General features: G+C 67.7%; 11 protein-coding genes. 5 read left to right on the top strand and 6 right to left on the bottom strand.

The window, feature by feature from the left end; genetic code table 11:
- Positions 1 to 162 precede the first annotated feature (162 nt).
- Genes BLQ28_RS14420 through BLQ28_RS14410 form a run of 3 tightly spaced genes read left to right on the top strand, consistent with a single transcriptional unit; the run spans position 163 to position 2,142 of the window.
- Positions 163 to 699, top strand: coding sequence for a cupin domain-containing protein (locus tag BLQ28_RS14420; RefSeq protein ID WP_093240375.1), 537 nt, complete (start codon positions 163 to 165; stop codon positions 697 to 699).
- A gap of 16 nt (positions 700 to 715) precedes the next feature.
- Entirely contained in the window at positions 716 to 1,069 is a 354-nt protein-coding gene (locus BLQ28_RS14415; protein ID WP_093240372.1) for a TIGR04076 family protein, read from the top strand.
- A complete protein-coding gene (locus tag BLQ28_RS14410; protein WP_093240370.1) occupies positions 1,066 to 2,142 on the top strand; it encodes an aldo/keto reductase in 1,077 nt (358 codons plus the stop codon). Before BLQ28_RS14415 ends, BLQ28_RS14410 begins: the two co-directional genes overlap by 4 nt.
- Positions 2,143 to 2,161: 19 nt before the next feature.
- Here BLQ28_RS14410 and BLQ28_RS14405 read toward each other — a convergent pair whose 3' ends face one another.
- The 3 genes from BLQ28_RS14405 to BLQ28_RS14395 are packed head-to-tail and all read right to left on the bottom strand — an operon-like array spanning position 2,162 to position 4,905.
- Positions 2,162 to 2,560: a PPC domain-containing DNA-binding protein gene (locus tag BLQ28_RS14405; protein WP_093240368.1), complete on the bottom strand. Its 399-nt coding sequence runs from the start codon at positions 2,558 to 2,560 to the stop codon at positions 2,162 to 2,164.
- A 15-nt stretch (positions 2,561 to 2,575) separates the two neighbouring features.
- Positions 2,576 to 4,231: a phosphoglucomutase (alpha-D-glucose-1,6-bisphosphate-dependent) gene (gene pgm / locus BLQ28_RS14400; RefSeq protein ID WP_093240365.1), complete on the bottom strand. Its 1,656-nt coding sequence runs from the start codon at positions 4,229 to 4,231 to the stop codon at positions 2,576 to 2,578.
- Positions 4,228 to 4,905 carry an HAD family hydrolase gene (locus BLQ28_RS14395; RefSeq protein WP_093240363.1) on the bottom strand — a complete coding sequence of 226 codons (678 nt, stop codon included), beginning with the start codon at positions 4,903 to 4,905 and terminating at the stop codon, positions 4,228 to 4,230. The genes pgm and BLQ28_RS14395 overlap by 4 nt, the downstream gene beginning before the upstream one ends.
- A 119-nt stretch (positions 4,906 to 5,024) precedes the next feature.
- Between BLQ28_RS14395 and BLQ28_RS14390 the strand changes: the two genes are divergently transcribed.
- Together BLQ28_RS14390 and BLQ28_RS14385 are read left to right on the top strand one after the other, a co-directional pair.
- Positions 5,025 to 5,363 carry a Slp family lipoprotein gene (locus BLQ28_RS14390; protein ID WP_093240360.1) on the top strand — a complete coding sequence of 113 codons (339 nt, stop codon included), beginning with the start codon at positions 5,025 to 5,027 and terminating at the stop codon, positions 5,361 to 5,363.
- A gap of 134 nt (positions 5,364 to 5,497) precedes the next feature.
- Complete coding sequence (locus BLQ28_RS14385) at positions 5,498 to 6,865, top strand: putative bifunctional diguanylate cyclase/phosphodiesterase (protein WP_093240358.1); 1,368 nt, start codon at positions 5,498 to 5,500, stop codon at positions 6,863 to 6,865.
- Between the two features lie 70 nt (positions 6,866 to 6,935).
- On the opposite strand, the gene BLQ28_RS14380 is transcribed toward BLQ28_RS14385, so the two are convergent.
- The 3 genes from BLQ28_RS14380 to BLQ28_RS14370 form a co-directional block, all read right to left on the bottom strand.
- Positions 6,936 to 8,825 (bottom strand): GspE/PulE family protein, encoded by a 1,890-nt coding sequence (locus BLQ28_RS14380; protein WP_093240355.1) that lies wholly within the window; start codon positions 8,823 to 8,825, stop codon positions 6,936 to 6,938.
- A gap of 160 nt (positions 8,826 to 8,985) precedes the next feature.
- Positions 8,986 to 10,983, bottom strand: a complete 1,998-nt coding sequence (locus BLQ28_RS14375; RefSeq protein WP_093240353.1) for a sensor domain-containing diguanylate cyclase — start codon at positions 10,981 to 10,983, stop codon at positions 8,986 to 8,988.
- Positions 10,984 to 12,012, bottom strand: a complete 1,029-nt coding sequence (locus tag BLQ28_RS14370) for a sensor domain-containing diguanylate cyclase (protein WP_093240350.1) — start codon at positions 12,010 to 12,012, stop codon at positions 10,984 to 10,986.
- Positions 12,013 to 12,083: the final 71 nt, after the last annotated feature.

The raw sequence follows: 12,083 nt of genomic DNA, 5'->3' as shown, positions 1-12,083 counted from the left end.
AAAGCGCAAGATGGTATTCCGCTATTTTTGTTCTTAGTCGCCTTGTGGTTTGACAATATTCCAGTGCACCGGCTTCGAGTGAACGCACCGTTGACGTGCAGCCACACAGCACATACCATCGCCATCCAATGAAGCCACACTGCACAAAACCAGGATGCCCACATGATCGGTGAACGACTGAAAGAGCTGCGCACCGTGCGCGGCCTGTCGCTGCGCGATCTGGCCGCCCAGGCCGGTGTGTCGGCCACGCTGCTGAGCCAGATCGAGCGCTCGGTCACCGACCCGAGCCTGGACACCATGCGCCGGCTGGCTGGCGTTTTTGGCGAATCGGTGTCCTCGCTGTTCTCCGCGCCAGCGCCACCTTCGGTGTGGATCAGCCGCCCGGGCGAACGCTCGCTGCTCACCGCGCCCAAGGGGCAGGTCGGCTACGAACGCCTCACGGCCGGCAACGGGCAGCTCGAAGTGCTGCGCGCCGTGCTGCAGCCGGGGCAGGTGTCGGCCGACGAACCGCGCGGCCATGCCTCGACGGAATGCGTGTACGTCGTCGGCGGCGCACTGGTGGCGCAGATCGCGGGCGTCGATTACCCGGTGCTGGCTGGCGAGAGCATCTCGTTCGACTCGCGCCTGCCGCACCGCTACATGAACCAGTCGCAGGCGCCCACCGAAATCATCCTGTCGGTGACGCCACCCAACCCCTGAACCCGCAAGGCCCCCGATGACCACCGACACCCGTTTCACGCTCCATGACCTGCGCGTCGAGGTCGTTGCCCCCGAAGGCGCCAGGCTTTACTGCGGCGCGAAGGTCGGCGACTTCTTCGAGCTGCGCGGCGAGATGCTGCATCTGCCTGAAGGACAGGGCTTTTCGATCTATTCGCTCGGCGCCTTGCTGCCGCTGCTGGCCGCCAAGCAGCGGCCCACCGATGCGAACGACTGGATGAGCACCGACGCCGAAGTGGCGTGCCCCGACCCGCATTGCCCGTCGCGCTTTCGCATCACCCGCATCGGGCTGCGCACCTTTCGCCACGCCGACACCACGGCGGTGGTCCATCCCTCGAACGAGCCTTCATGACTTCTTCTCTCACCTCTTCTTCGCAGCACCGCATCGAACTCGCATCCGGCTACTCGATCTCCCGTTTGCTCAAGGGCGGCTGGCAACTGGCCGGCGGCCATGGCGATGTCGACCGCGCAAGCGCCATCGCCGACATGGCGGCCTACTACAACGCTGGCATCACCACCTTCGATTGCGCCGACATCTACACGGGCGTCGAAGAAATGATCGGCGAGTTCCGCGCCGACCACCTGCAGCGCCATGGCCGGGACAGCCTTTCGCAACTGCGGGTGCACACCAAGTTCGTGCCCGACCTCGCAATCCTGCCAACCATCGACAAGCGCCAGGTCGAGCAGATCATCGACCGCTCGCTCAAGCGACTGCGCATGGAGCGGCTCGACCTCGTGCAGTTCCACTGGTGGGACTACAGCGTGCCGCGCTATCTCGAAGTCGCGCACTGGCTCACCGAGCTGCAGCGCGCCGGCAAGATCGACCGCGTGGGCGGCACCAATTTCGACACGCCGCACGCGCGGGAGCTGGCGGAGGCGGGCGTGCCCTTGTTCAGCATGCAGGTGCAGTACTCGCTGCTCGACCAGCGGCCCTTGCCGCTTATGACGCCGTACTGCGCGCAGTCGGGCATGAAGCTGCTGTGCTACGGCAGCGTGGCCGGTGGTTTCCTGTCGGAGCGCTGGCTGGGCAAGAGCGATCCGGGCCACACCTTCGAGAACCGCTCGCTGGTCAAGTACAAGCTCGTCATCGACGACTTCGGCGGCTGGGACCTGTTCCAGCAACTGCTGGTGCAGCTGCAACGGGTTGCGCAGCGGCATGGCGTGTCGATCCCGACGGTGGCCATGCGCTGGGTGCTGCAGCAGCCGGCCGTCGCGGCCGTCATCGTGGGGGTGCGGCGCGGTGACCATCTTGCGGACCACCTGAAGGTGCTCGACCTGCAGCTCGACGCGGCCGACCTTGGCGCGCTGGATGCGGTGCTGTCGCAACGCAATGCGCCCAGCGGCGACGTGTACGCCGTCGAGCGCGACCTCGAAGGGCGCCATGGCCGGATCATGAAATACGACCTGAACGACACGCCGCACTGAAGGCGGCGCAACGCGGGGCTCAGGTCAGGCGGCGCGGTACCAGTTCGGCATAGCCGGTCGCGGCATCCGTTTCGCGCGAGAACTGCCAGTCGGGCAACTGCGCGATGAGGATCTCGGCCGTGGTGCGCACCACGCACCCCGGCGCCGCATGGCCGCCGAAGACGCGCCCCTCGGCATCGGACACGCTGATGTGCAGGTGCGAGCCGTCCGGCGACAGCGAGCCCGCGAGCGTGAGGATTTCCAATGCGCCTTCGATCCGTGCCGGCGCTTCGGCTCCCGCGAAACGGATGCTGGCGCCGGCCAGGCTGCCGATGCCCGACACCACGAACGCGGCCTTGCCGCCGCCTTGCTTCAGCACGAGATCGAGTGCGGCCCGCAGGTCGTCGCCCGGGTTCAGTCGCAGCACTGTCGTTTGCATGCCGTGCGCGTTCGCTCAGGCGCCAGAGAGCGCGCCATCCACCACGTGCTGCGCTTCTTCAAGGATGCGCGCCAGATGCTCCTTGCCCAGGAAGCTCTCGCCGTAGATCTTGTAGATGTTCTCCGTGCCCGAAGGCCGCGCAGCGAACCAGCCGTTCTCGGTCATGACCTTCACGCCACCGATGGCCGCACCGTTGCCCGGCGCATGGCTCAGCACGTTGACGATCTTCTCGCCCGCCAGGTCGGTCGAACGGATCTGCTCCGGCGACAGGCTCGACAGCCGCTTCTTCTGCTCGACCGTGGCCGCCGCATCCACGCGGTCGGACACGGGCTTGCCCAGCGCCTGCGTCAGTTCGGCATAGCGCTCGCCGGGGTCGCGCCCGGTGCGCGCGGCGATCTCGGCGGAGAGCAGGGCGGGCACGAGGCCGTCCTTGTCGGCGGTCCAGGTCGAGCCGTCCAGCCGCAGGAAGGTCGCGCCCGCGCTCTCTTCGCCGCCAAAGCCCAGCGAGCCATCGACCAGCCCGTCGACGAACCACTTGAACCCGACAGGCACTTCGTACAGCTTGCGGCCCAGCCGCGCGGTGACGCGGTCGATCATCTGGCTGCTCACCACCGTCTTGCCGACAGCTGCCTGCGCCGGCCACTGCGGGCGATGCGTGTAGAGGTAATCGACCATCACCGCGAGGTAGCTGTTGGGCTGCATCAGCCCGGCACTGCGCGCGACGATGCCGTGGCGGTCGTGGTCGGTGTCGCAGGCAAAGGCGATGCCGAAGCGGTCTTTCAGCGCGATCAGCTTGTGCATCGCGTCGGGCGAAGACGGGTCCATGCGGATGCGGCCGTCCCAGTCGAGCGACATGAAGCGGAAGGTCGGGTCGACCTCCTGGTTGAGCACGGCCAGGCGCTCGAGCTTGTAGCGCTCGGCAATGGCCGGCCAGTAGTGCACGCCCGCGCCGCCCAGCGGATCGACACCCAGGTCGATCGCCACGCCGCGAATCGCGTCCATGTCGAGCACCTGCGCCAGGTCTTCGACGTAGGTGTTCAGGTAGTCGTGCCGGTGCGTGGTGGCGGCGCGCAGCGCCTGCGCGAGCGGCATGCGCTTCACGCCGTCGAGCTTGGTCGCCAGCATCCTGTTGGCGGCGGCTTCCACGGCGGAGGTGATGTCGGTGCCGGCCGGGCCGCCGTTGGGCGGGTTGTACTTGAAGCCGCCGCTTTCGGGCGGGTTGTGCGAGGGCGTGATGACGATGCCGTCGGCCAACCCGCTCGTGCGCCCGCGGTTGTAGACCAGGATCGCGTGCGACACGGCCGGTGTCGGCGTGTATTCGTCGTCCTTCGACAGCATCAGCTCGACGCCGTTGGCCGCCAGCACCTCGACCGCGCTGTTGAAGGCGGGCGTCGAGAGCGCGTGCGTGTCGATGCCCAGGAACAGCGGGCCGTCGATGCCTTTCTGCTTGCGGTAGTCGCAGATGGCCTGGCTGATCGCCAGCACATGCCATTCGTTGAAGGCGTTGTCGAACGACGAGCCGCGATGGCCCGAAGTGCCGAAGGCCACGCGCTGGGCCGGCACGGTGGGGTCGGGCTGCCCCGTGTAGTAGGCCGAGATCAGCCGGGGCACATTGACCAGCAGGTCGAGCGGTGCGGGCTGGCCCGCGAGAGGGTTGGTGGCTTGGCTCATGTCGAAGAAAAGTCGATGTTGACCAGATCGCCGATGCGTTCGATGGTGATGTCGGCGGGCGCGTAGGCGGCAATGGCCTGTGTGTCGAGCGCGTAGTGGCCCTGCCGCACGAAAACCGTGGTGAGGCGCGGGCCCCAGATGGCTTTCATGGCCGAGAGGATGCGCAGCTTGTCGTCGACCATCACGTAGTGCGCGGCGGGGTGGCATTGCGCGATGGTGTCGAGCATCTGCTCCTTGTGCACGTAGATCAGCACGCGGCCCTCGGTGGCGTCCCACAGGCCCGAGCGCTGCACCTTGCGCGGCTGGAACACCACGTCGCCGTCGGACAGGATCACCGTGGGCCCGTGGCGGCGCAAATGCTGCAGCGCCGCCAGCGCGCCCGGGTACAGCCGGTCGGCAAAGGGGTAGTCGATGAGAAAGCCCGACATCAGCAGCAGGCGCGAGTCGCTCATGCCGCGCCGGCTTTCCTCGGCGCGGTAGCGCTGCAGGGCGCCCAGGTAGTCGACGTAGCCCAGTTCGCTGCGCAGCGCCTCCAGCGCCACCCAGTAGCGGCCGGCGCTTTCGGCGCCGAAGCTTTCTTCGAGGTGGGCGCGCAGGTCGTCCACGACGCGGTCGTTGTCGAGCAGGGTGTTGTCGACGTCGATCAGGAAAACGGTGTCTGCAGGCTGTGTCATGGAAGATGGGGCCGTGGGCCGGTGCTGCGCGTCGTGGGCAGCATACCCTTCGATCGTGGCGCGAGGCCATCGGGAGGCGAAACCTTGGATAAGCTCCCACCAGTTTCAAGGAGCAAAAAATGCGCGTGACGAATGGTCGAGGACGAATCTGCTTTCTGGCCCTGGCCTTTGTGCTGGCCGGCTGCCAGGCGCCGCCCAAGGACCGGCCGCTGACCTCCGAGGTGCCCGAGCCGCCCAGTTTTGCGTCGCCGCCCGAAACCTGCCAGGCCGCCGCCGTGCGCTTCGGGCTGGGGCTGCGCGTGACCGCGCCATTGCTGGAAGAAATGCGCCAGCGCGCCGGCGCCCGGCTGGGCCGCACCGTGCTGGCGACCGACCCCACGGACCCGGTGCAGGACACGACGCGGCTCAATGTCCAGGTCGAGCCCACGGGCCGCATCGTGGGGGCGTACTGCGGCTGATCGCCACCGTTCGTACTGCTTTCCGCGTTCAAGTGTTGTGCGTAAACCGCGCTGGTAACAAATCTGCGTTGCAAACCGTGGAAAGCCCCGAATTGGGAGAACAATAGTCCGCGCCTTTTCGGAGCCTCTCTTTCTTGTCGTCCAAGCAACCCGTCGTCTCACTCCCGTCGCATCACGACGGCTCGGCACGCCTCCCGCCGGATGAGGTGCTGCGCCCCTTGATGGCCGACTGGGCCCGCTCAGGCAAGCGCCTGGCCGCCGTGTGCTACCTCGACATCGACCGTTTCCGCGATCTCAACGATCGCCTGGGCATGGTGGCCGGCAATGCCGCGCTGGAAGAGGTGGCCCGGCGCATCCAGGCCCAGCTGCCGCGCGAAAGCGTGATGGCCCGCGTCGGCGGCGACGAATTTGCCGCCGTGTTCGCCGGCCTGGGCACCTCGCAATGCGCGCAGGTGCTCGAAAGCATCCAGGCCGCGCTGGCCGTGCCCTGGACCTGGCGCGACCAGACCATCAGCCTCGACGCCAGCATCGGCGCCATGCTGCTCGACAGCAACGGTCCGCCACCCGAAACCGCCTTGCGCCAGGCGCAGCACGCGGCCTTCTTTGCCAAGCGCGCTTCGGACGGCAAGGTCCATTACTTCGACGCCCCGCAGGCCCGCGCCGACGAGCAGGTGGTGCGCGAGCGCCAGCGCATTCAAGAAGGGCTGGTGCGCGACGAGTTCTTCCTCGTCTACCAGCCCAAGGTCGACATGCAGCGCGGCGTGGTGGTCGGCGTCGAGGCGCTGATCCGCTGGCAGCACCCCGAGCGCGGCCTGCTGCCGCCCGTGCAGTTCGTGCCGCTGATCGAAGACGACGTGCTGGTCGAGCAGATCGGCGACTGGGCCATCGGCACGGCGCTCTGGCAGGCGCACCAGTGGCGCCTGGCCGGCCTTCAGATTTCGGTCAGCGTGAACGTGGCGCCGCGCCACATGATGCGGTGGGACTTCGTCGACCGGCTGTCGCGCCACCTGTCGCAGTTTCCGAACCTCGGTGCCGGCATGCTGGAGCTGGAGATCCTCGAAACCACCGCCATCAGCCAGTTTGCGAACGTGGCGCTCTTCGTCGAGGCCTGCAAGGCGCTCGGCGTGGGCGTGACCATCGACGACTTCGGCACCGGCTATTCGTCGCTGACCTACCTGCGGCAACTGCCGGTGTCGGCGGTGAAGATCGACCAGTCCTTCGTGCGCGGCATGCTCGACAACGCCCAAGACCGCGCGATCGTGCAGGGCATCCTTGCGCTGCTGCAGGCGCTCGGGCTCACGGCCGTGGCCGAGGGCGTGGAAACGCTGGGGCAGGGCGAAGCACTGCTCGCCATGGGCTGCACGTTGGCGCAGGGCTACGGCATCGCGATGCCGATGGCCGCCAAGGACGTGCTGGCGTGGGTGGCCGAGTTCGAGCGGGCGCCGCTGTGGGGCACGGGCTCGACGGCGGGCGTGGCGCTGCCACCATCGCCGGCCGCCTGACCCTGATGCCCTGAAAGCCGGCGATTGCCGGCTGCGGCGCGGGGTATCGCGCCCCCGCCTTCAGGCCCGCTCACACATTGCTGGTTGCGCGGATCTCATCGAAGGTCGTCTTGCCGGCAAGCACCTTCTCGATGCCGTCCTGCCGCAGCGTACGCATGCCTTCGCCCAGCGCGGCTTCCTGAATTTCTTCCGCGCGCGCGCCGCCCTGCACGAGCCGGCGCAGGCCCTTCGACATCACCATCAGTTCATGGATGCCGACGCGGCCCTTGAAGCCGGTGTCGTTGCAGTGCTTGCATCCCATGCTCCTGTAGACCTGCAACTGCCCGTCGCGGCCGTAGCGGCGCAGCCAGTCGCCGCGCACGGTTTCGCGTTCCTTCGGGGTGTCGTGCGAGCCGAAGGGGTGCATGTAGTTGGCCAGCAGTTCCTCGGCCTGTTCCGGGCTGGCGGGGCTGCTGCTGACGCAGTGGCTGCACAGGCGGCGCACCAGCCGCTGGGCCAGCACCGCCAGCAGCGAGTCCGCGAAGTTGAAGGGGTCCATGCCCATGTCCAGCAGCCGGGTCACGGTTTCGGGGGCGCTGTTGGTGTGCAGGGTCGACAGCACGAGGTGGCCGGTCAGCGAGGCTTCGATGGCCGTTTTCGCGGTTTCCTCGTCGCGGATTTCGCCGACCATGATCACGTCGGGGTCGGCGCGCACGAAGGCGCGCAGCGCCTTGGCAAAGGTCCAGTCGATGCGCGGGTTGACCTGCACCTGCCGCAAGCCGGTCTGCGTGATTTCGATGGGGTCTTCCGCGGTCCAGATCTTTCGCTCGGGCGTGTTGATGTGCATCAGCGCCGAGTGCAGGGTGGTGGTTTTGCCCGAGCCCGTGGGGCCGACGCACAGCACCATTCCATAGGGGCGTTCCACGGCCTGCGCCAGCTGCGTGAGGTTGCGCTCCGACAGGCCCAGCTCGCTCATGGGAATGGGCTTGGCCGAGGCCAGGATGCGCATCACCACGTCTTCGAGGCCACCGCTGGTGGGAATGGTCGCCACCCGCAGCTCGATGCGATGCTGCGGCGAGAACTTGGCGAAGTTGATCTTTCCGTCCTGCGGCTTGCGCTTTTCGCTGATGTCCAGGTCGCACATGATCTTCACGCGCGCGACGATCTCGTTGCGGTAGCTGGGCGGCAGCTCCAGGTAGGTGTAGAGCCGGCCATCGCGGCGGAACCGGATGCGGGTCTTTTCCTGCCCCGGATAGCTCTCGATGTGGATGTCCGACGCGCCCTCGCGATGCGCCTCGAGGATCATGCTGTTGATCATCCGCACCAGCGAGTTGTCCGATTGCTCGACCGGTGCTGCCTCGGTGCTGGCGAGCGACAGCTCTTCCTTCTCGAGCGTCTGCAGCAGCTCGCCGGTGCCGGCCATGTCGAACTCGATGGGCTGCGCCGGATCGATGCCGAACGAAAAGCCGGTCGCCAGCTCGCCGGCTTTCTCGTACGTGCGCTGCAGCATGCTGTCCAGGTCGAGGCATTTGCCCAGCACCGGAACGACCTTCATCTGCGCGATGAACTCCACCTCGTCGATGACCGAATGCCGGTCGGACAGGTCTTCGAGCGCAAGGATGAGGCGCCCCTCGTGCACCATCAGCGGCATGACCTGCAGGCGCCGGGCAACGGCGTGGTTGATCTTGCGCAGGGCTTCCGTCGTCGCCGGAAACATGTGCAGGTTTACCAGGGGGTAGCCCATCTTTCGCACCAGCGCGGTCTGGAGCTGGCCCCGGCTCACGACGCCCATGCGCACCAGCGTTTCGCCCAGCGGCACGTGGGGCTCTTTCTTCTGCTGGGCCAGCCCGGCGTGCAGCTGGTCTTCGGTGATCATGCCCAGCGCTGCCAGTGCCTCGCCGATCCGCGCGATCGGCATGCGGCTCTGCGCGTCGAGCTCCTTCAGCAATTGCTCGGGCATGACGACTTCGGTCGATGACATGAGATCGATCTCCTGTTGGGGCTGGCTCGGGCTCTGCGCGGCAAAGCCCCGGTGCGGCGGATTGAAAACGTAAACAGATTGTGTCTTGCTTGACACGCATCGTAACGTGTCCCCCGCGTGGGGAAATGCCCTGTGGCTCGCCAGCGTCGGAAGCGGGTTGCTAGCGGCCCACGCGCACCACGCCACGGCCGGCGGCCTTCGCGGCGTAGCACGCGGCATCGGCGGCTTCGACCCAGGCATCGACGGAGTCGATTTCGGGCGTGAGGCTGGCCACGCCGATGCTGGCGCCGACCTGCAGGCTGCCCGACAGCCAGGGCAGCGCGATGGCCGAAATCGAGGCCACGATGTCTTCCGCCACGCCCACCGCCGCCTCGTGGCTGCACTGTTCGAGCAACAACGCGAACTCGTCGCCGCCGATGCGCGCGGCCAGGTCGCCGGAGCGCACGCGCGACATGATGGCCGCGGCCGCCGCGCGCAGCATCGCGTCGCCCGAGAGATGGCCGGCGGTGTCGTTGACCGCCTTGAAGTGGTCCAGGTCGATGAACACCAGCGCCGCGGGCAGCGAGCCGGGCCGGGCGCCGATCAGCCGTTGCGCCTGCTGGTCGAAGCGCTGGCGGTTGGCCAGCCCCGTCAGGCCGTCATGGGCGGCCGACCATTCGAGCGCGCGACGGGCGTTGCGTTGCTCTTCGATGTTGACCAGCGTCCAGATCGAGCCAAGATCGGTCTGTGCCGCATCGACCGGCCGGCTGCGCAGCCGGGCCCAGAAGCGGGAGGCGTCGCCGCGCCGCATGCGCCGTTCGCCCACGTACGAGTTGCCGCTGGCAAAGGCCTCTTTCTCGAGGGAGGCAAGGTCGGGCTGGTCGTTTTCGGGTGGTACGACGATCAGGTCGACCGGCTGGCCCAGCAGGTCGTCGGCCGTATAGGCGAGCATCCGGCACAGCTCGTCGCTCACCAGCTCGAAGCGGCGGTCGCGAACGAAGGCGATGCCGATGGGCGCCGCGCGCATCACCGAGCGCAGCTTGCTGATCATTTCGCTGTTGAGCTGTTCCAGCCCGGCGCGCTGGATGCCGACCTGGCGCAGCACCTTGCCCAGATTGCCGATCTCGCCGTCGGCGTTGGGCCAGCCGTCTTCGGCCTTCATGCCGCTGTCGAACATGTGCTGCGCGCGGCGCTCCAGCAGCGTCAGCGGTTGCAGCAGCCACCACAGGATCAGGAAGAGCCCGGCCGACAGCACGGCGACAAGGCTGCCGGCCCACACCATCGCCTGCTCGCGCGCGGCCTTGACGGGCGCCAGCACCTCGGCTTCGGAGCGCTCGCGCCACACGATCCAGTCGGGCCCGGGCACGCCGGCGGCGCTGACGATCTCGTGCGCCTGCGGCAGCAGAACCCCCTGGGGCTCGATCGGCGCGCCGCTGGCCTGCCAGGCCTTGAAGGCCTGCGCCAGCCGTGGCTCGTCGGAGATCGAATGCAGGAGCTTCTTGCGGTCGGGGTGGGCTAGCACGAGGCCCTGCGTGTCGGTGACGACGATGAGCGAGCTGGCGTCGCTTTCCTGCGCGTCGACCAGTCCGTCGAGCAGGTCGCGGCTGGACAGCCGCAGCGTGCCGCCGAGCACGCCATAGATGCCGTTGGCATTGCGCACCGGCTGCGTGAAGGCCACGATGGGCTCGCCGCTGATCGACCCGCGCAGCGCGGTGGACACCGTGGGCCGGCCCTCGGCCAGCGTGAGGCCGAAATACTGGCGGTCGCGGATGTTCAGCGTGGGCCATGACAGGCCCTTTTCGTCGGCCACGATGCGCACCTGCCCATCGGGCGTTGCCACGTAGACGGTGGCGAAGAAGTTCCGCATCACCGGCTTGTTCTGCATGAACGCCTTCAGCGCGGCCGGGTCGTGCAGCGTGGGTTCGTCGAGCATCGCCGTCACGGATTCGAGCACCCGCTGCAACTGGATCACGTTGTGGCCCAGCAGCGCGGCGGTGCGCACCGATTCGCTCAGCTCGCGCTGGCGCTGCGATTCAAGAAGGTCGTGCTCTGTCCGGCCCACCAGCACGGTGGTGATCAGCCCGATGCCGAGCACCAGCCCCAGGATCCCGCCCATCGTGATTCGTGCCTTGAGCGAACCCAGGGCGCTTTCGAGGCGAGCCAGCCAGTCGGTTTTCATTCAGACGGACGACGTTTCCCTGGCGGCCGCGCGGCGGCTGCGCTTGACCTCGTACATGGCGTCGTCCGCCTTTCGCAGGGCTTCCTCGGCGGAGGCGGCACGCGGGTCGACGGCCACCACGCCGACGCTGGCCCCTTCGTAGCGCACCGTCGCCCGGTGCAGCTTCAGCTCGCTGACCGTGCTGGCGGCCACGCGCGCTTCGAGCGCCCGTGCCGCGCCGGTGGGCGCTTCGCCCAGCGCCGGCCCGGGGCCGATCACCACGAACTCGTCGCCGCCGAAGCGCGCGAGCATGTCGTTCGCGCGCAGCGAGGTCGAAAGCCGCGCGGCCATCGCGGCCAGGAATTCGTCGCCGGCATCGTGGCCGTGCGCGTCGTTGATTTGCTTGAAACCGTCGAGGTCGATGAAGCCGACCAGCACCCAATGACCGTCTTGCGCACCCTGCGCGAGCATGCGGCGCAGCGCCTCGATGAGCGAGCGGCGGTTGGCCAGGCCGGTGAGGGCGTCGGTCGATGCATAGGCGGCCAGCTCGGTGTTGGCCTTCTTGAGCTTGACGAACAGCAGCTCGCGCTCGACCTGCTGGCCGATCAGCCGCGCGAAAAGCTGGAGCACCGATTCCGCGCGCGACGACAGCGGAAGGCGCACCGCGCTGGCCGCGCACAGCGTGCCGAAGAGGCCGCCGCTGTCGGTTTTCACGGGCGTGCTCACATAGGTCTGGATGCCGAGCTGCCGCGCCGCGTCGGAGTCGCCCCAGCAATTCGCGACGTCGTCGGTGTAGGTGCGGCCTTCTTCGAGCGCGCGCCGGCACAGCGTGTCGGACCAGGGCACCGACAGCCCTTCGGGAATGGTCAGCTGCCTGGCGTTGCGCGCAAAAAGAATGTGCTGCAGGCCCTTGTCGAGGTCGATGGTCGTGAGGTAGGTCGATTCGAGGCCGGTCACCACTTCGAGCATCTCGAGCATCGGACGCGTGAGGTCTTCCAGCGTCTTTGCCGAAGAGACCGAGTCGGAAAGCTGTTCGATCAAAGTGTCCATGTCGGCATTCTGAAGGCGATGGTCCGAAACGTCGGCCTGGCGTGGCGATGGGCTGCATGACCCGCGGCGCC

The sequence above is a fragment of the Variovorax sp. EL159 genome, assembly GCF_900100965.1.
Taxonomy (GTDB): Bacteria; Pseudomonadota; Gammaproteobacteria; order Burkholderiales; family Burkholderiaceae_C; genus Variovorax.
The sequence above is the reverse complement of the archived record's forward strand: the minus strand, read 5'-3'. Positions and strand labels throughout refer to the sequence as shown.

Excerpts from the sequence above, each read along its gene's own strand:
- BLQ28_RS14420 (WP_093240375.1), top strand. The coding sequence starts at position 163 with ATGATCGGTGAACGACTGAAAGAGCTGCGCACCGTGCGCGGCCTGTCG.
- BLQ28_RS14415 (WP_093240372.1), top strand. The coding sequence starts at position 716 with ATGACCACCGACACCCGTTTCACGCTCCATGACCTGCGCGTCGAGGTC.
- BLQ28_RS14410 (WP_093240370.1), top strand. The coding sequence starts at position 1,066 with ATGACTTCTTCTCTCACCTCTTCTTCGCAGCACCGCATCGAACTCGCA.
- BLQ28_RS14405 (WP_093240368.1), bottom strand. The coding sequence starts at position 2,560 with ATGCAAACGACAGTGCTGCGACTGAACCCGGGCGACGACCTGCGGGCC.
- pgm (WP_093240365.1), bottom strand. The coding sequence starts at position 4,231 with ATGAGCCAAGCCACCAACCCTCTCGCGGGCCAGCCCGCACCGCTCGAC.
- BLQ28_RS14395 (WP_093240363.1), bottom strand. The coding sequence starts at position 4,905 with ATGACACAGCCTGCAGACACCGTTTTCCTGATCGACGTCGACAACACC.
- BLQ28_RS14390 (WP_093240360.1), top strand. The coding sequence starts at position 5,025 with ATGCGCGTGACGAATGGTCGAGGACGAATCTGCTTTCTGGCCCTGGCC.
- BLQ28_RS14380 (WP_093240355.1), bottom strand. The coding sequence starts at position 8,825 with ATGTCATCGACCGAAGTCGTCATGCCCGAGCAATTGCTGAAGGAGCTC.
- BLQ28_RS14375 (WP_093240353.1), bottom strand. The coding sequence starts at position 10,983 with ATGAAAACCGACTGGCTGGCTCGCCTCGAAAGCGCCCTGGGTTCGCTC.
- BLQ28_RS14370 (WP_093240350.1), bottom strand. The coding sequence starts at position 12,012 with ATGGACACTTTGATCGAACAGCTTTCCGACTCGGTCTCTTCGGCAAAG.